Raw genomic sequence first — 18882 nt, 5'->3', positions numbered from 1 at the left:
ATGTCAGATGATAAGAAGGTAATCTTCTCCATGTCAGGAGTTACGAAAACCTATAAAAATGCCAATACACCGGTATTAAAGAATATTTATTTAAGTTTCTTTTACGGTGCCAAGATCGGTATTTTGGGACTGAACGGGTCCGGTAAATCAACCTTGTTGAAGATTATTGCCGGGGTCGATAAAAATTTTCAAGGGGATGTAGTATTCTCTCCCGGCTACAAAGTGGGCTATTTGGAGCAAGAGCCCGAATTGGATGAAAACAAGACCGTATTGGAAATTGTAAAGGAAGGTGTAGCGGAAACCGTTGCCATTCTGGATGAATACAATAAGATCAATGATATGTTTGGTCTTCCAGAGGTATATGAGGATGCGGATAAAATGCAGAAATTAATGGATCAACAGGCGGTATTGCAGGATAAAATTGATGCTGCCAACGCTTGGGAATTGGATACCAAACTGGAAATTGCCATGGATGCCCTACGTACGCCAGAACCCGATAAAAAAATAGCGGTATTGTCCGGAGGGGAAAGAAGAAGGGTGGCATTATGCAGATTGTTGTTGCAGGAACCTGAAATTCTTTTATTGGATGAGCCTACAAACCACTTGGATGCAGAATCGGTACATTGGCTGGAACATCATTTGGCACAATATAAGGGTACGGTCATAGCCGTTACCCATGATAGGTATTTTTTGGATAATGTTGCCGGTTGGATCCTTGAATTGGATAGGGGAGAAGGCATTCCTTGGAAGGGGAACTATTCCTCTTGGTTAGATCAAAAATCCAAACGTTTGGCCCAGGAAAGTAAAACGGCTTCCAAAAGACAGAAAACATTGGAGCGAGAATTGGAATGGGTTCGTCAAGGGGCAAAAGGTAGGCAGACCAAGCAAAAGGCTCGTTTAAAGAATTATGACAAGCTGATGAGCCAAGACCAAAAACAGCTTGATGAAAAACTGGAGATTTATATTCCAAACGGACCCCGTCTGGGAACAAATGTTATTGAGGCCAATGGGGTAAGTAAGGCATATGATGATAAATTGTTGTACGAAGACCTGAATTTTAAATTACCCCAAGCGGGAATTGTTGGGATAATTGGACCTAATGGTGCGGGTAAGACCACAATTTTCAGAATGATAATGGGTGAGGAAACTCCAGATAAAGGAGAGTTTATTACTGGGGATACGGCTAAAATTGCCTATGTTGACCAAAGTCATTCCAACATAGATCCAGATAAAACCATTTGGCAAAATTTTAGCGACGAGCAAGAACTGGTCATGATGGGCGGTAAACAGGTGAATTCCAGGGCCTATTTAAGTAGGTTCAATTTCTCTGGAAGTGAACAAAATAAAAAGGTTAGTATGTTATCCGGTGGTGAGCGTAACCGCTTACACTTGGCCATGACACTCAAGGAAGAAGGTAACGTGCTATTATTGGATGAGCCTACCAACGACTTGGATGTAAATACGCTTCGTGCCTTAGAAGAAGGTTTGGAGAATTTTGCAGGATGTGCTGTAGTTATTTCGCACGATAGATGGTTCTTAGATCGTATCTGTACACATATTTTGGCTTTTGAAGGTAATTCCCAAGTTTACTTTTTTGAGGGCTCTTTTTCAGATTATGAAGAGAACAAGAAAAAACGACTTGGAGGGGATTTAATGCCAAAGCGAATCAAATACAAAAAACTTATTAGGTAACAAAAAGCCCGCAATTGCGGGCTTTTTGGTTTTTAGAATGTCTTTTTTCTAATATTCCTCGTTAGGGTACCAATCCAATTGTACAACTTCAATATCTTGATTGGCTGCATTTACCAAATTTTTAAATTTTTCTACATCACTAACGTCCGGTCTACCTCTATAATGGTAAGGATAGACTTGTTTTGGTTTGAAATCCAGTACTGCAGCGGCGGCACTTTCCTCGGTCATGGTGTAAGGTAGGTTCATGCAGATAAAGGCCTTGTCAATATTTTTTAATGAGCGCATTTCAGAAATATCCTCTGTATCACCAGAGAAATAGATACGTTGATCATCCAATGTAAGCACATATCCATTTCCACGTCCCTTTACATGAAAGTTTTTGGCATCTTCCCTTAAATTGTACATTGGTATAGCTTCTATACCTACTTGGTAAAGCTCTTTATTCTCCCCATTGTTCAATATTTCCAATTGCTGGGCATATTGCTCTGGCATATCATCCGCTACGGCTTGAGGCACTATAAAGGTTGCGGAAGAAGTATCTAGGGCTTCCAATGTTTCTAAATTAAAATGGTCGCCATGAATATCTGTAATTAAAATTATATCTGGTTTCTTTTGCCCTTCAAAAGCAGCGGCACCACCTGTTGGGTCAATATAAATTGTAGTTTCTCCCCATTCAATAACCGCTGTAGCATGTTCAATAGGAATTATTTGAACCTTTCTTTCTATTGTACCGGTAGATTGTGACACATCTTCCTTAATAGTATCTGAACTGGTATTGGGCTGTTTTTTATCTTCCTTACATCCTATTATAAGGATGGCGGCCAATACCATTAAAAGTAAATTTTTAGTTATCATCATATAGTATTTAAATTGTTATTTGCATTTCCGGTCTGTAATATATTGCTGTTGTAAAATTCAGTTTTGTATGATTAAAGTATCTCTCTTATTGTAGGGAACCCTCTTTAAAATCGTAAAATTATGAACATATTTTAATGGTAATGCTACTATTGTTAACACAGTAGATATTTATTTGTTAAATTAGCTCTAAGATAGACGATTCATTAGGGTTTGAGGATTTTATCCCAAATTAATTTAACGTTTAAAAAGTCTAAATTTTAAAACCACTCGTATATAACCTTAACAAACAGACACTTTATTAAATTTACAATTATGACCGAAACAAAAAATAACAATGGTTTAAAAGTTTTAACCGCCCTTTTAGGCGTTGTGCTTTTAGGAACTATCATTTACACAGTTAGTCTTTATCAAGATAAGAAAAAGACAGAAGTTGTTCTTTCTAAAGAAAAGGAATTGGTAGTCGAAGATTTAAATAGCTTAAAATCTGAATATGACAAAGCTATATTGGAAAGCAATGCTACTAATGAGGAGTTGGTAAGTGCAAGGGACAATATTGCAAAATATATTGACTCTGTTAAAACGATGAAGGCTGATATTAGTTCCTTGTCAAGATACAGAAGACAAGTAAGTGTATTGAAAGCTGAGAGAGAGCAATTATTAAAGCAAGTTGATTCTTTAACACGCTCTAATTCAATGATCGCAATGCAAAGAGATAGTACATATGTAGAGTTGGAAAAACAAACTGTTTTCAATGATTCATTAGTAGTACAGAATACCAACTTGGCCCAAGTGGTTGAAAAAGGTTCTGCTTTGAACTTATCTAAATTTAATGTAGATGCCGTTAAGGAAAGAAATAGCGGTAAATTGGTCTCAACCCAACGTGCAAGGGCTACGGATAAATTTAAAATCTGTTTTACTGTTGCCGATAATGTTATTGCACAAGCTGGTGATAGAACATTTTATTTAGAAGTGTTGGATCCACAGGGCAATGTTTTAGGTGGTAGTAATTCCCAGACTAATGATAATGGTGCTTCCGTTACGTATAGCAAACAGACCAATTTTTATTTTGAAAACAAATCTTTGGATGTGTGTGATTACATTAATAAGCCTGCCGGAGATTTTAAGGATGGTAATTATATGGTGAACGTATATGATGACCAATTAAAATTATTGGGAACTTCTAAATTTGTTTTAAAATAAAATTTCTTCAAAAAAAAAAGGCGGCCAATTTGGTCGCCTTTTTGTATTTAAGCGGGTGTTCTGCTTATTTCTTTAAACTGCCCACCATATTTTCCGGTTTAACCCAGTTATCATAATCCTCTGCACTTACATAGCCCAGATTTACTGCTTCCTCTTTTAATGTAGTCCCGTTTTTATGGGCAGTGTTTGCAATTTCTGCAGCTTTATAATATCCAATCTTGGTATTTAATGCAGTTACCAACATTAATGAATTGTTCAATAATTGTTTTATAACTTCATAATTGGGCTCTATACCGGCCGCACAGTGTTCCTCAAAACTTACACAAGCATCACCGATCAATTGTGCAGATTGTAAAATGTTAGCCGCCATCATAGGCTTAAATACATTTAACTCATAATGTCCTTGGGTTCCGCCAACACTAATTGCCACATCATTACCCATTACCTGAGCACACACCATTGTCAAAGCTTCACACTGTGTAGGATTCACTTTTCCTGGCATTATAGAACTGCCAGGTTCGTTGGCGGGAATTATAATTTCACCAATTCCAGAACGGGGACCTGAGGCCATCATCCTTATATCGTTCGCTATTTTGTTCAAAGATACGGCAAGCTGTTTTAAAGCACCATGGCTTTCAACTATGGCATCATGGGCGGCTAGTGCCTCAAACTTATTTTCGGCGGTAATAAATGGCATTCCCGTAAATTCAGCAATGTATTTGGCTACAAGAACATCATATCCTTCCGGTGTATTGAGTCCGGTACCAACAGCAGTGCCTCCAAGAGCCAGCTCACTTAAATGGGACAAGGTGTTTTTTAATGCTTTTAAGCCATGGTCCAATTGAGATACATAACCTGAGAATTCTTGGCCAAGGGTTAGTGGAGTAGCATCCATTAAATGGGTTCGCCCAATCTTGACCACATCCTTAAATTCTTTAGACTTCTTCTGTAAAGTATCCCTTAATTGCGTTACTCCTGGTATAGTAACCTCCACAATTTTTTTATAGGCTGCAATATGCATACCGGTAGGGAAGGTATCATTAGAGGACTGCGATTTGTTGACATCATCATTAGGTTGGATAGTCTTATCGCCTTCTCCAATGACTTTACCGGCAATTTCATGGGCCCTATTGGCAATAACTTCATTGACGTTCATATTACTTTGTGTGCCAGAACCTGTTTGCCAGATAACCAAAGGAAACTGGTCATCATGTTTACCTTTTAAAATTTCATCGCATACTTGAGCGATTAAATCTCTTTTTTCGACCGCTAGGACGCCAAGTTCACAATTGGCATATGCTGCGGATTTTTTTAAATAGGCAAATCCATATACAATATCCAACGGCATTGATGCAGCGGGGCCAATTTTAAAATTGTTTCGAGAGCGCTCTGTTTGCGCCCCCCAATATTTATCCTTGGGTACTTCTACATTACCCATGGTATCTTTCTCGATTCTATATTCCATATTTTCTATTTTTATGAATCTTGGGTTATTTCGTTTTAATAGCCTCAAAAATAAGGCATACTTTTATTTTTATGGTGACAAGATTGTTGGTAATCTTAAATTTATTTTACGGAACGTTTGCAAAAAATAATTCGATTATGGTATCTTTGTAAAATATAAGGAATAAGATATGTTTGAATTTGACCAATATTTAGGATTTTTAGCTTTTTTAACCATATTGACCATTGGTTTTTGGCTGATGATGTTTTTGTTATTATTTGTTGTCCCTTACTGGTTAGGTGGAAACATTATTGAATTGCTAAAAGAAAGACGCGATAAAAAGAAGGCCCAAAGGGAGGCTTAGATTAAAATATATAGATATAAAAAAAGAAGCCAATTGGCTTCTTTTTTTATATGGGATTATTTTCTTAACCTTCTATTTCTTCTTCTCCTTCATCCTGTCCATTTCTACGATTGTTTCTATTTTTCTCCTTTGGTTGATTAAATCGATATACAAAACCTAGGGTAACCTGCCTTCTTCTCCATTGAAATTCACTCTCAGAAGTAAAGAACTCGGTTTCGGTATATGATCTTCTTTTTCTTGAATTCAACAAATCGCTTACATTCATGGATATCGTACCGTTATCGTTAAGAATATCCTTGCTGAAAGCTAGGTTCAAAGAGAATATGCCTTTATTTTCTGTTTGTGCGTTTTGTGATGGACCTCTATAAAAAGCATTTGTTTGCCAATCTATTTTAGATGGTAAAGATACTTTTGAGCTAAACCTGGCAAACCAACTTGTATTGTTGGCACCATAATCAATACCATTGAACATACCTTCTGTAGAAAATTGAAAGAAGTTAAAGCTAGAGTTTAAGCGTAACCATCTTGTGGGATTGTATAGCATACCGGCTTCTACACCTATTCTATCGTTGGTGGAAAGGTTAATTGGTATTGATCTTATTATTTCAATACCATCTGTTGTGGTCTGTCCGGTTTCTTCCTGTACCCTTTCAAAAGAATCTGTTTCTCTTTGGTAATAAACAGATGAGGTAAAGGTCAGCTTATCCCACCGTTTTAGATAGCCTAGGTCAAAAGCATTGGAAAATGCCGGATTAAGGTCTGGGTTACCTTGAAAAATATTGGTCCTACTTGAACGGGAAGGAAAAGGGTTTACAAATCTACCTCTAGGTCTATTTATCCTTCTATTGTACCCTAATGAGATATTTTCATTTTCTGCCAGTTCAAAGATAAAGTTGAGGGTAGGGAAAAGGCCTAAATAATTCTTGTCGAAATTTACATCTACATCTACACCTAATTGTTCTTCTAGCTCGGTAGTGTCAAATTCCGAATCCAATTGTCCTTTTAACTGTGTATTCTCTAATCGTAATCCTAGGAGAAAAGAGAATTTTCCAAACTTATTTCCGTATTGGGTGTAAAGCGCATTTACATTTTCTGTATACGTAAATATATTGGTCAAGTTTTCATTTATATCAAACTGATTGGTAGATTGGTTCAATGAATCTAATCTATAATCCGTGACGTCCTCTTCAAACGTGCCCCTATATCCGACTTCAAATTGAGCATCTCCCATAGGTAATACATAATCCGCTTGTACCAAATATTCGTTTTCAGATTCAATTTCAAATACATTTTCTAGAACCAGTAAATCTTGGTTGGGTACCGTATTGTTCTCCTCTATAATTGAAAATTTGGTTTCCTCCCCGTTAGAATATTGAAGGTCTACAGTTAATTTTTGACCATCATCATCTAAGTTATTCACATAATTAAGTGAGAATTGGTAGTTTTCATCATCTTCTGTTTCATCTTCCGTCCTAAAAGTTTCACTGCTTATTGAACTATCAATAAATCGTTGATTGGTATTTTCCGTACTATCCTCACTGTCTGATGTTCTATAAAAAACACTACCGGTAATAGAGGATTCTTCGGTAATAAAATATTCAAGGCCAAGGTTGGTATTAAAGCCTTTACGCATTCTATTATATTCCCTGTCCTCTATAATTCTATCAAAACTACCTGACGTATAGGTGTTGTCAAAAAATGCATTTCCTGGGGCATCTCTATAGCTATAACCTGTAGTATTGAAAATATTAAATTTATCTGTTCGTAAATTGGCATTGACAGATATACCACTATTAACGGGATACCCAATAGTCGTATTCACGGATCCGTTGAAGCCTAAAGTTTTTTCTTTTTTAAGAATTATGTTTAAAATACCGGCTGTTCCTTCGGCATCATATCGGGCAGACGGACTGGTAATTACTTCAACTTTTTCTATAGCGTCCGCAGGTAGTTGGGTAAGGGCATCTGTAGAACCAAAGCCTGCCAATGCAGATGGTTTACCATTTATCAAGATACGTACATTTTCGTTACCCCTTAGGCTAATGGCGCCTTCTACATCTACATCTACAGATGGTACATTGTTAAGGGCATCTGTAATCGTAGCGCCACTATTAGTAAGGTCTTTACCTATATTGTATATTTTTTTATCCAAACGAACCTCTACCGTAGTTTTCTCACCTACCACTTCTACGGCATCTAACTGGGCAACGTCCAAGGCTAATCTTATGGTGCCAAGATCTGTAGATTCTGTCAAGGTCTGGTTGGGTAACTTGTATGTCTTATAAGAAATATATTCTATGGAAATATTGTATTTGCCAGGCTTGGCCTCTACATTAAAATTACCGTCCAAATCGGTTATTCCACCCGAAATTTGATCAGGGTTTTCCACACTTTGCAATACAAGGGTGGCATACTCCAAGGGCATGTCGTTTTCCTTGTCCAGTACTTTTCCTGTAATTTCAATGGGTGTAGCGTCTCGTAGCCCCTGTCCATTGCCTCTTCCCCTTTCTCCTTGAGGTGTTTGGCTAAATATTGGTTGTAAAGCTAAAATTAGGAGTAAGGGAAAAAGTTTTTTCATCAAATCAATTTTTAGGTTTCTTTCGTTTAGTTTTTTTCTTTTTTTTCTTCAGTGTTTTTGATACACCATCTTTTTGTAAAGCAACAAAGGCTTCGTACTTTTCTAACGGTAGTCCAGCCTTTAATTCCTCGTCCTGTCTTTTTGTAATATTATCATAAACTTCCCTCATTTTTTCTGGAGGAAGCTTTAATATTTGAGCTTCTATTCGTTCTTGTACATATTTTTTAAGTACCGAACTTAAAACTGCCTGCTCAAATTCATTTAATCCAAGAGCTTCTGTAATTCTAGGCATTTCTCCATCTACCAATTCCTCTGCAGTTTTGGGCTCTGGTTCTTTTTGGGTCTCCTGAGCTTGCGGTATGGAACTTCTTTGTCTGCCATAACCATAACCACCCCTAGAGCCGTAACCATAACCGCTACCATATCCATATTGGGCATATAGCTCGCTACCTGCAAATAGAACCGACAGTAAGATCAAGAACTTAAGACTACTGAATTTTGCTACTTTTTTCATGTGCTTTGATTATAATTTTTCAATTAGGTTTAACCGTGTTTGGTTAATTATTTGTTAAGATATTTACGGTCTACTTAAACCTCTCCATTAATTAGATTGGATATATTTTCTGGTGGTCTACCAATAACGGCACTATTGTTTTTAATAACGATTGGCCTTTCTATTAGTTTAGGATAGGATATCATTGCATCTATTATTTCTTCATCGCTCAATGGTCTATTTTTAAATTTTTCCTTCCAAATTGACTCTGACTTCCTCACCAAATTTATAGGTTTAATGTCCAGGCAGCTGATTACTTCTTTAAGTTCCTTCTTCGTTGGGACATCATCCAGATATCTAATTACTTCAAATTTCTTGCCAGAATTTTCTAAAATTTCAAGGCCTTCCCTAGATTTTCTACATCTGGGATTATGGTAGATCTTAATCATGGTATTTTTACTATATATACTTAATTTACAATATAGGAAAACATCAGTAAACCTTAAAAGTGTTACTCTTCCTCTTTTTGGCCCATCATCATTAAAAAGGCTTTTAAGAACCTATCTATATCACCATCCATTACGGCGTCAATATTTCCGGTTTCTTCCCCGGTACGCACATCTTTTACCAGTTTATAAGGGTGCATGACATAATTTCTAATCTGCGAACCCCATTCAATCTTCATTTTAGACGATTCTATTTCTTGCCTGGCTTCCATTTTTTTACGCAATTCTATTTCATATAATTGCGATTTAAGCATCTTCATTGCCGTAGCCCTGTTGTCATGCTGGCTTCTACTGTCTGAACATGAAATCTGAATTCCCGTTGGGTGGTGGGTTAGCTGTACTTTGGTTTCCACTTTGTTTACGTTTTGACCACCTGCACCACTGGATCTTGCGGTAGTAATCGTAATATCCGCTGGGTTGACATCCACCTCAATGCTATCATCTACCAAAGGGTATACATATACGGATACAAAAGAAGTATGCCGTTTTGCGTTACTATCAAAAGGGGAAATACGCACCAATCTATGTACACCATTTTCACCTTTAAGCCAACCAAAACCGAATTCGCCATCTATCTCCAACGTCACGGTCTTTATACCGGCTACATCTCCTTCTTGATAGTTGAGCTCCTTGATCTTAAATCCATTTTTTTCTGCCCACATCATATACATACGCATGAGCATTGCCGCCCAATCACAACTTTCAGTACCACCGGCACCTGCGGTTATTTGTAGGACTGCAGGCAATTCATCACCTTCTTCAGATAACATATTCTTGAATTCCATTTTTTCAAGAACATTAAGGGCTTTTTCATATTGATCAGCTACCTCATCTTCAGAAACCTCACCTTCTTGATGAAATTCTATCAATACCTCCAATTCTGCAATAATGGCTTCTGCTGCATTGTAATCATCTACCCATTGCTTTTTGGATTGGATATATTTCATATGTGCCTGGGCCTCCTGTGGATTGTTCCAGAAATCTGGGGCCAAGGTCTTTTCCTGTTCATTCTCTATTTCTATTAATTTGGCATCAATGTCAAAGATACCTCCTTAACGCACCAAGGCGATCTATAAGACCTTTGTAGTGGTCTGTAGTAATGTTCATAAATTTAAATTTTAGGTAAAAGTAAGACTCTTTTATATACTTTGGGAAGTAATTTTTACAATACCTATTGTTGACTTTGAACGGTTACCGTATGCGAAGTCTGGTTTTTTCCTTGTGAATATACCACACCTTTTAATGGGGCGCAATCATTGTAATCCTTGCCGTGACAGACTTTAATGTGATTAATGTTCGCCAAAATATTATTGGTAGGGTCAAAACCTTTCCAGCCAATTTCAGGAATATATGCTTCTGCCCAAGCATGCATCTGAGAATCGCCAAAAAAACCACTTCCCTGGTTTAAGTAACCTGATACGTACCGGGTAGGAACCCCGTTTTTTCTGGCCAATGCACAGAACAAATGCGTAAAATCTTGACAAACACCTTGTTTTTTTAACACAATTTCCGTCAGCAAAGTATCAACATCTGTTACACCAGTCTTAAACTGTATAAATTTAAAGGTCCAGTGGTTAAGGGCTTGAAGATTGTCGAAAATAGATGTTTTGGGGTCAAAGATGAACATGGTTTCATGTGCTTTCTCCAATTGGGTAAATTGAGTGGCTTTCAAAAAACGTTCAAAACTTATTTTAAAGTCAAGTTTTTCAAGCATTTGGTAACCTTTGAAAATATCCAGATCTAATGGAAAGTTAAATGGATTTTCTTCTTTCTTGAAAAATTCAAAATTGGCTTTGAAGGATATGTTGTCAAACTTCTTTTTAGGGTGTATTCTTATGGTTTTAAAACCATAGCCATTGGTAGAATACTCAATATTTGCGTAAAGTGAATTGTAAAATTCTATTTCAACACCAAATTGACTTTGGTTTTCCATGGGTATAATAAGGAATTGCCAATATGCATCATATACCCAATGGTCATAATGATTTTCTGCGGTATAGGTAATTTCATATTTGTTCGGCATCATGGCAAAGGTACTTGTTTTGTGCTGTTTAATAATTAAAAAACTCTGCATCTACCTTATTACTGATCTTATCCAAACTGTTCAGAATATTTTCAATAAAGGATTTTATATCATTCTCAATTTCTTCGATATATTTAAACTCATATTCTGACCTGACCCTACCAATTAAAAATGCTGTAGAATCCTTGTTATATCGTTTTTCAGGGTTCAATACCTTTACATGTTCATTTACTTGATTAAGCGCGTTCATTACCGATCTAGGACAATTAGGATTTAAAATCAAAAATTCTAACGTTGAAATGCTTGTTGGTGCTTTTTTGTAATACCTGCGCATCATATCATATGACTCTGCGCATTTTAATAAAGTGGTCCATTCAAAACTTTTGCTGAATTTATCGCCATAACTGCCTTGTGCCATTAGGGCATCGTTATATTTTGCATTTATCATACGAGTAATTTGGGTGGCTCTTTCAATATTCACCCCCATTAAAATAGTAGCATAGGTGGCATCATGTAATAAAGTTCCCCTTATTTTACCCCTTAGTACCGCAGTCATCTCCGTAATATTATTGGTGAAGTCATGCAGACCATTTTTAACATAAACCTCTGCAGGATAATTTATTACAAAATGGTAAAATTTATTTATGGCTTCGTAGAGTTCCGTTGATATTAAATCGCGAGCGCTATTTGCATTTTCCCTTGCGTATTTTACATTGTTCAGAATTGAAAAACTATAATTGGGATCAAGACCTATTTTATACAAAATATCGGCTTCATTTAAAACTTGATCTTCATCGTTTACTGGGTTGCCAACCATAAACATCATGGAACGGAGTACAAATTGTCTATTTTGCGATTTTTGGTTGGGTGCATCCAAGGAAGAAAAATAGTTTACGTTTAAATACCGTGCTATGTGTTCCGATCGTTCTATATAACGACCCATCCAAAAAAGGTTATTGGCTACTCTTGCTAACATATAGTTTTTATTTTTTTAGAACCCATGTGTCCTTTGATCCTCCACCTTGAGAGGAGTTTACGATTAAATTTCCCCTTTTTAGCGCTACACGTGTTAATCCTCCTTTTAATACAAATTCCTTGTCCTTACCTAAGACCGTAAATGTCCTTAGATCCACATGTCTTTGTTCAAAAGATTCTGTTTCATCTATATAGGTAGGGTGTACCGATAATGACATGATGGGTTGCGCCACGTATTTGCGAGGATTATCCTTAATGACCTTCCTGACTTCCGCTATTTCGTCCGTGGTCAGTCTATTTCCAATGGAAATGCCATAACCGCCCGCTTCATCCACAGGTTTAATGACAAGTTCCTGTATGTTCTCTAGCACATATTTCAATTCATCTGGCCTACTACAATGGTAGGTATGTACATTATTTAAAATAGGTTCCTCGTTTAAATAATATTTTATAATCTGTGGCATGTAGGTGTAAACCGCTTTATCATCTGCTACCCCGGTACCCGGTGCATTAGCTAAGGTTACATTTCCTTTTTTGTATGCGGCGAACAAACCGGGTACCCCTAAGGAAGAATCCGGTTTAAATTCCAAAGGGTCAATGAATTGGTCATCAATTCTTCTATAGATTACATCTACCTTTTCCGGACCTTTAATGGTCTTCATATAGACAAAATCGTTCTCCACAAAAAGATCCCTACCTTCAACAAGTTCAACGCCCATAGTCTTGGCCAAATATGAATGTTCGTAAAAGGCTGAATTGTACATTCCCGGAGTTATTACTACACAATTGGGGACGTCAACACCATTTGGTTTTACAGTTTCCAAAAGGTCCAAAAGATTTTCTGCATAATTGGTTACCGCATGGGTCTTATAATGGTTAAATACCCCAAACAAGGCTTTTTTAAGTGCTGTTCTATTACATATGACATAACTTACACCAGATGGGCATCTAATATTATCTTCCAAAACATAATATTGACCGTCTTTATGTTTAATGATATCCGTTCCGGAAATATGGTTGTAAATACCACCGGGGGGATCGATCCCGTTCATTTGATCCAGATAATTTGCGGATGAAGTAATCAGGTCCAAAGGAACAATTTTATCCTTTAAAATTTTTTTGTCGTGATAAATGTCCCATAAAAATAAATTTAAGGCTTTGCTTCTTTGTATAGAGCCCTGTTCTATGATTTCCCATTCATTGGCATCTATAATGCGCGGAAACAAATCAAAAGGAAAAATTTTTTCCTGTACGGTCTTGTCATCGTACACTTGAAAAGTAATTCCTTGATTAAAGAAAGAGGATTTTGCCTTTGAGTTCAGATTTATATAATCGCTTATGGAATGTTCTCCATAAAGATTGAATAATTTTTGATATACTTCAGAAATTTTGCCTTCCCTATTGTATAATTCATCATATAAATCGGGGTTTCTAAGGTATGATGCAAATATTTGACTCTCAATGTTTGCCATAGAAGTTGTTTTCCTAAAAGGTACATGAAATTGTATGATTTATAGGTGTGATATTTGTATTAATTGGCATGTTGAAATTTATATTTAATAATAATTAGGCACATTATTTATCAAGCCTGTTTTTTCATATTTTGATATAAGGTTGTCTTTAGTATTCCTTACTTTTTCTATACTTTTAGAAAAAACTATACGACCATGAAAAAAAATTACCTGCCACTATTCATATTGTTATTGGTAACGGCCAATGTAATGTTGGGCCAGTTCAGCGATAAAAAAAAGGACCTGAAAAAGTATGATGGCCTTTTTGATTTTTTCTATGAAGAAAAAACAGATAAAATATTTTTGGAGGTAAAGGAATTGAACAAGGAATTTTTGTATGTCTATTCCTTAAGTAGTGGTATAGGAAGTAATGATATAGGTTTGGATCGCGGCCAATTGGGAGACGAGCAGGTTGTTTATTTTAAAAAGGCAGGTGGTAAATTGCTTTTGGTGCAGCCAAATTTAAAATTCAGGGCCAATACGGAAAATGAATTGGAACGTATCTCGGTGGAACAGGCGTTTGCAAAATCTATTCTTTATGGTTTTCCTATAGTGGAAGATAAAAATGGCACCTATATCATAGATATTACCGATTTTCTAATGCAGGATGCACATGGCGTTGCCAATCGTTTAAAGCGAACTAAGCAGGGCGCTTATAGTTTGGACAAGTCAAAGAGCGCCATGGCTATGGAACGGACAAAAGCTTTTCCGCAAAACGTAGAATTTGATGTAACACTTACTTTTAAAGGAGAGCCTGCCGGAAGCTATATTAGAAGTGTGACCCCCAATGCCAATTTGATAACCGTTGCCGAGCATCATTCTTTTATAGCCTTGCCGGATGATGGTTATGAACCACGGGAGTTTGATCCGCGTTCCGGAGCATCACCTTTTAGTTATTATGATTATGCTACACCGGTAGAATCGTCAATCTTAAAAAGATTCATTAGAAGACATAGGCTTGAAAAGAAGGACCCTACTGCCAAATTGAGCGAAGCCGTAGAACCCATAATATATTATTTGGACAACGGCACCCCAGAACCGGTACGTACGGCCCTTTTGGAAGGGGGTAGATGGTGGAATCAAGCATTTGAAGCCATAGGTTACAAAGATGCATTTCAGGTCAAGATCTTACCAGATGATGCAGATCAATTGGATGTACGCTACAACGTTATACAATGGGTGCATAGGTCTACCAGAGGTTGGAGCTATGGTAGCAGTATAACGGATCCACGTACAGGTGAAATAATGAAAGGCCACGTAAGCCTAGGTAGTTTGCGCATAAGGCAGGATTTTTTAATTGCACAGGCCTTAATGAAACAACCTTTTGCAGAACGGGACGATAATTATGAACCAATGTTACAAATGGCCATAGCACGTATTAGGCAATTATCTGCCCATGAAATTGGCCACACCCTTGGTTTTGCGCATAATTATGCTGCCAGTACCACCAATAAAGCTTCGGTGATGGACTATCCCCACCCGCAATTTACATTACATAATGGTGAAGTGGAATTTTCAAATGCCTATGAAAATGGTATTGGAGCATGGGACAAGGTTTCAGTTGCGTATTCATATGAAACCTTTCCTGAAGGTGTAAACGAAAAAGAAGAATTGGATAAAATTTTGGACCAAGCTACAGCTAACGGCCTACGCTTTATAACCGATCAAGATGCAAGGCCCCAAGGTAGCGCACATGTTCTTGCACACTTATGGGACAACGGTACCAATGTAAGTAAGGAACTGGATGAAATGCTAAAAATTAGGAAAACGGCAATTAATAATTTTTCGGAGAACAATATTAGAACTGGGGAGGCCTTTGCTGTATTAGAAGATGTTTTTGTGCCCCTTTATTTCTTTCATAGATACCAAACAGAGGCTGTAGCAAAGCTTATTGGAGGGTTGGAATATAATTATGCGGTTAAAGGAGATGGCCAGAACATTGTTGAAATTGCGGATAAAGACATGCAGAAAGATGCGTTGACCAGTATCCTAAATACCGTTAATGCGGAGGTTATCGCTATTCCGAAGGATAAGTTGAAATTGTTTCCGCCTCGTGCCTTTGGACATCCTAGAACACGGGAATCCATTAACGGGAAGACAGGACTTACATTTGATGCCCTTTCCGCTGTGGAAACTGCTGCAGATATGACCTTGGGCTTTTTATTGCATCCGGAAAGAGCTTCAAGACTGATTCAGCAAAAATCCATCGACCAAAAAAATATTGGATTACAGGAGGTACTTGACGAATTGGTAGCGAATACATTAATGAAAAAGCATAAGGACGCCTATTTGAACGAGGCGCAGGTAACTATTAATTTTAGGGTCCTAACACATATCATGAATTTGGCAAACCACCCCAATGTGGCTCCACAGGTAAATGCGATTACAAATGCGCAGTTAAGAAAGATATCACAGGATTTTGCATCTGAACAACATATGGACCCTATTAAAGGGGAGATGGTAAAAAGAATTAAAGATTTTTATGACCATCCAGAATTGTTCAAAGTAATTCCTTCACCTGCAATACCAGATGGTTCTCCAATTGGCATGGACTGTTTCCACTAAATTTAGCAACAAATATTTATGCAGATAAATCTTATTAGTGACACCGTAACGAAGCCCACGGCGGGCATGTTAGATGCCATGATGTCGGCAACGGTAGGTGATGACGTATTTAAGGAAGACCCTACCGTAAATGCCTTGGAAGAAAAAGTAGCACACCTTTTTGGAATGGAGGCGGCCCTCTTTTTTCCTAGTGGTACCATGACCAACCAAACCGCAATAAAATTGCACACACAACCTGCGGAGCAACTTATTTGCGACAAATATGCCCACATCTATAATTATGAAGGTGGAGGGGTAAGTTTTAATAGTGGTGTCTCGTGTAGGTTAATAGATGGCAATAGGGGAACCATGACGGCTGCCCAAGTAGTTTCGGCCATTAATCCTCCAGATTTTTATCATAGTCCGTTAACCTCTTTGGTCTGCGTAGAAAATACCGCCAACAAGGGTGGTGGAACTTGTTGGGATTTCAATGAGCTTGAAAAAATTGGTGAAGTATGTAAGCAACATAAGTTGGGCTACCATCTTGACGGAGCACGATTATGGAATGCAATGGTGGAAAAGAAAGAGAACCCTTTGCAGTATGGTCAACTTTTTGATACGGTCAGCGTCTGTTTGAGCAAAGGTTTGGGTTGTCCGGTAGGCTCATTGTTATTGGGCACAAAGGAGCATATGGAGCAAGCTATACGAATACGAAAATTATTTGGGGGTGGTATGCGGCAATCCGGTTTTTTGGCCGCAGCAGCTATATATGCGTTGGACCATCATATAGATCGTCTTGCTGAGGATCACAAAAGAGCAAAGGAAATAGGGGAGGTTTTGGTTGCAAGACCATTTATAAAAAAAGTGGAGCCCATTGAAACCAATATAGTCATTTTTGAAATTGATGAATCGTACATGACAAGCATGGACTTTGTGGAAAAATTAAAAGAAAAGGATATTCTAATCATAGGAATGGGTCAGGGTAAGTTGCGTATGGTAACGCATTTGGATTATACCCAGGCTATGCATGAGCAATTGTTATCACAATTAGTTTCTTTTTAATATTTCAAATTCTTTAGTCCTCCGTATTTAAACTATTCTTTATGTTTAATATGCCGTTTTCCATGCCTGCTTCAGAGGAATATAGACCGCTGGACCCAATGGTTTCGCCCAAAGAATTCTTTAACTGAACCAAAAATTTGCCATCAGTAGTGGTTTTGCGTTCAAACACTTTTGCTGTTAAATTACGCTTGGTCTTAATCTCCTGCAAAGTTTTATCCAAGTCGTCCTTACTGGAAAAAGGAACACTTTTTAATAGGGTGCGGCCATTGGTAGATTTAAGCTTAAAAATATAAACGCCCTCCTTTTTTTTATTGATCTTGATCATATCTTTTAAAGATAAATAATAATTTTTCAAAAAATTAGTGACCTATCAAATAATAGTGTGTCTTACTAAATGAACGAGGTTGAATTCTTCAATATGGATAAAATTTACAATCCTTTTTGAATCAAAAAAACCAATATCTATCTCATTCATATTAAATAACCATTATTAAATTTTAAACACTAATTACAATGAAAAAAGTATTATTATCAATTGCATTCTTGACCGCATCTTTTGCAATGGCACAAGATTTACCTGAAAATCCAGAACCGGGTAAATGTTATGTTCGGTGTACAACTCCAGATGTGTATGTAAACGAAACTGTATCGATCACTACGGCCCCTTCCTATAAAATATTAAAAACAATGCCCGCGACATTTAAGACAATTACGGAACGTGTGTTGGTAAAGGAAGAAGAAAAAGTATTAACGGTAGTACCTGCTAAATGGGGTACAGAGACTGTAACTTACGTATCTAAAGGTGGTGGAAATTCATTAAAAGTTATTCCTGCATCTTTTTCCCCTAGTTCAGAAACTTTAGAAATTAAACCTGCATATGCGCAATGGGAGCTAGGTGTTGCAGCGCCTGATTGTGAATCTGGTAATCCAGACGATTGTAGATACTGGTGTTATAAAGGGTATCCTGCGGAATTTGAAACGGTTTCAACCCAAGTTCTTGCCAATGCCGCATCTACAACTTCTACACCGTTAGGTTCTACAAATGGTTCTTACACTAAAAGAGTATTGATTTCTCCGGCTACAGTTGTTGAAAAAATCATTCCTGCAGAATATAAGGAGATTACTAAAACGGTTTTGGATAAGGATGCTTATACGGTAGAAGAGACCATACCTGCAAAAACTAGAACTATTACTAGAGAAGTATTAAGTAAAAAAGGTGGCCTTACAACTTGGAAAGAAGTTGAATGTGCTTTGGTTGAGTATCAAGCATTGCCTATTAACTGGGATTCTGGTAGCGCAACTTTGACTTCACAGGCAAAAAGTATTATCGATAACAGATTGTTACCTGTCTTGGCTCAAAATCCTGGTGTTAAGGTTGAATTGGCTTCACATACAGATTCGCAAGGAGGAGCTGCTTCCAATCAAGATTTATCCGAAAGAAGAGCTAAGGCTGTTGCGGATTACTTAATTTCCAAAGGTATCAACTCTAGTCTTTTGGTAGCGAACGGTTATGGTGAAACAAAATTATTGAACAGATGTAAGGATGGTGTTTCTTGTACAGCTAGGGAACATGCCGTAAACAGAAGAACTCAGTTTAGATTGATAAATAACTAATTGGTTGGTTTTAGTTGT

Annotated in this window: 16 protein-coding genes; 6 read left to right on the top strand and 10 right to left on the bottom strand. The window is 37.3% G+C overall.

All coding sequences use genetic code 11. From position 1 onward, the window contains the following. Complete coding sequence (gene ettA, locus CHB68_RS13590; protein WP_089261539.1) at positions 1-1692, top strand: energy-dependent translational throttle protein EttA; 1692 nt, start codon at positions 1-3, stop codon at positions 1690-1692. A 48-nt stretch (positions 1693-1740) separates the two neighbouring features. Here ettA and CHB68_RS13585 read toward each other — a convergent pair whose 3' ends face one another. Next, complete coding sequence (locus CHB68_RS13585) at positions 1741-2547, bottom strand: MBL fold metallo-hydrolase (RefSeq protein WP_089261537.1); 807 nt, start codon at positions 2545-2547, stop codon at positions 1741-1743. A gap of 315 nt (positions 2548-2862) precedes the next feature. Here CHB68_RS13585 and CHB68_RS13580 point away from each other — a divergent pair, with 315 nt between their 5' ends. Further along, a complete protein-coding gene (locus CHB68_RS13580) occupies positions 2863-3750 on the top strand; it encodes a hypothetical protein (protein WP_089261536.1) in 888 nt (295 codons plus the stop codon). A 64-nt stretch (positions 3751-3814) separates the two neighbouring features. Here CHB68_RS13580 and fumC read toward each other — a convergent pair whose 3' ends face one another. Continuing rightward, the gene (gene fumC, locus CHB68_RS13575; RefSeq protein WP_089261534.1) at positions 3815-5215 is read right to left on the bottom strand and encodes a class II fumarate hydratase; all 1401 of its coding nucleotides are present in this window, start codon (positions 5213-5215) and stop codon (positions 3815-3817) included. Positions 5216-5384: 169 nt separating this feature from the next. On the opposite strand from fumC, the gene CHB68_RS18595 reads away from it, so the two are divergent. After that, complete coding sequence (locus CHB68_RS18595; protein ID WP_089261532.1) at positions 5385-5558, top strand: hypothetical protein; 174 nt, start codon at positions 5385-5387, stop codon at positions 5556-5558. A 64-nt stretch (positions 5559-5622) separates the two neighbouring features. Here CHB68_RS18595 and CHB68_RS13565 read toward each other — a convergent pair whose 3' ends face one another. From CHB68_RS13565 to CHB68_RS13535, 7 genes are all read right to left on the bottom strand, one after another. Continuing rightward, complete coding sequence (locus CHB68_RS13565) at positions 5623-8136, bottom strand: outer membrane beta-barrel family protein (RefSeq protein ID WP_089261530.1); 2514 nt, start codon at positions 8134-8136, stop codon at positions 5623-5625. A gap of 4 nt (positions 8137-8140) precedes the next feature. Further along, a complete protein-coding gene (locus CHB68_RS13560) occupies positions 8141-8650 on the bottom strand; it encodes a hypothetical protein (RefSeq protein ID WP_179213204.1) in 510 nt (169 codons plus the stop codon). A gap of 74 nt (positions 8651-8724) precedes the next feature. Further along, the gene (arsC, locus tag CHB68_RS13555; protein ID WP_089261528.1) at positions 8725-9078 is read right to left on the bottom strand and encodes an arsenate reductase (glutaredoxin); all 354 of its coding nucleotides are present in this window, start codon (positions 9076-9078) and stop codon (positions 8725-8727) included. A 62-nt stretch (positions 9079-9140) separates the two neighbouring features. Further along, positions 9141-10242, bottom strand: a protein-coding gene (gene prfB, locus CHB68_RS13550) for a peptide chain release factor 2 (RefSeq protein WP_245838943.1) whose coding sequence is annotated in 2 segments (ribosomal slippage) — positions 9141-10175 and positions 10177-10242 — 1101 coding nt in all. Because the reading frame shifts where the segments join, the coding sequence is not laid out codon by codon here. A 64-nt stretch (positions 10243-10306) separates the two neighbouring features. Further along, entirely contained in the window at positions 10307-11161 is an 855-nt protein-coding gene (locus CHB68_RS13545) for a transglutaminase-like domain-containing protein (protein ID WP_245838942.1), read from the bottom strand. A 25-nt stretch (positions 11162-11186) separates the two neighbouring features. Further along, positions 11187-12134, bottom strand: a complete 948-nt coding sequence (locus CHB68_RS13540; protein ID WP_089261524.1) for an alpha-E domain-containing protein — start codon at positions 12132-12134, stop codon at positions 11187-11189. A 7-nt stretch (positions 12135-12141) separates the two neighbouring features. Continuing rightward, positions 12142-13605, bottom strand: a complete 1464-nt coding sequence (locus tag CHB68_RS13535; protein ID WP_089261522.1) for a circularly permuted type 2 ATP-grasp protein — start codon at positions 13603-13605, stop codon at positions 12142-12144. 195 nt (positions 13606-13800) lie between these two features. On the opposite strand from CHB68_RS13535, the gene CHB68_RS13530 reads away from it, so the two are divergent. Both CHB68_RS13530 and CHB68_RS13525 read left to right on the top strand, forming a co-directional pair. Beyond that, on the top strand, positions 13801-16209 hold the full coding sequence (locus CHB68_RS13530; protein ID WP_089261520.1) for a zinc-dependent metalloprotease: 2409 nt from the start codon (positions 13801-13803) through the stop codon (positions 16207-16209). Between the two features lie 18 nt (positions 16210-16227). Continuing rightward, positions 16228-17250, top strand: a complete 1023-nt coding sequence (locus CHB68_RS13525; protein ID WP_089261518.1) for a threonine aldolase family protein — start codon at positions 16228-16230, stop codon at positions 17248-17250. A 13-nt stretch (positions 17251-17263) separates the two neighbouring features. Here CHB68_RS13525 and CHB68_RS13520 read toward each other — a convergent pair whose 3' ends face one another. After that, entirely contained in the window at positions 17264-17575 is a 312-nt protein-coding gene (locus CHB68_RS13520; RefSeq protein WP_089261516.1) for a YegP family protein, read from the bottom strand. A gap of 188 nt (positions 17576-17763) precedes the next feature. On the opposite strand from CHB68_RS13520, the gene CHB68_RS13515 reads away from it, so the two are divergent. Next, positions 17764-18864 (top strand): OmpA family protein, encoded by a 1101-nt coding sequence (locus tag CHB68_RS13515; protein WP_089261514.1) that lies wholly within the window; start codon positions 17764-17766, stop codon positions 18862-18864. Positions 18865-18882: the final 18 nt, after the last annotated feature.

The organism is Maribacter sedimenticola (assembly GCF_900188415.1).
Classification (GTDB): Bacteria; Bacteroidota; Bacteroidia; order Flavobacteriales; family Flavobacteriaceae; genus Maribacter; species Maribacter sedimenticola.
Note: the sequence above shows the minus strand (reverse complement) of the source record. Positions and strands in the feature narration are given on the sequence as shown.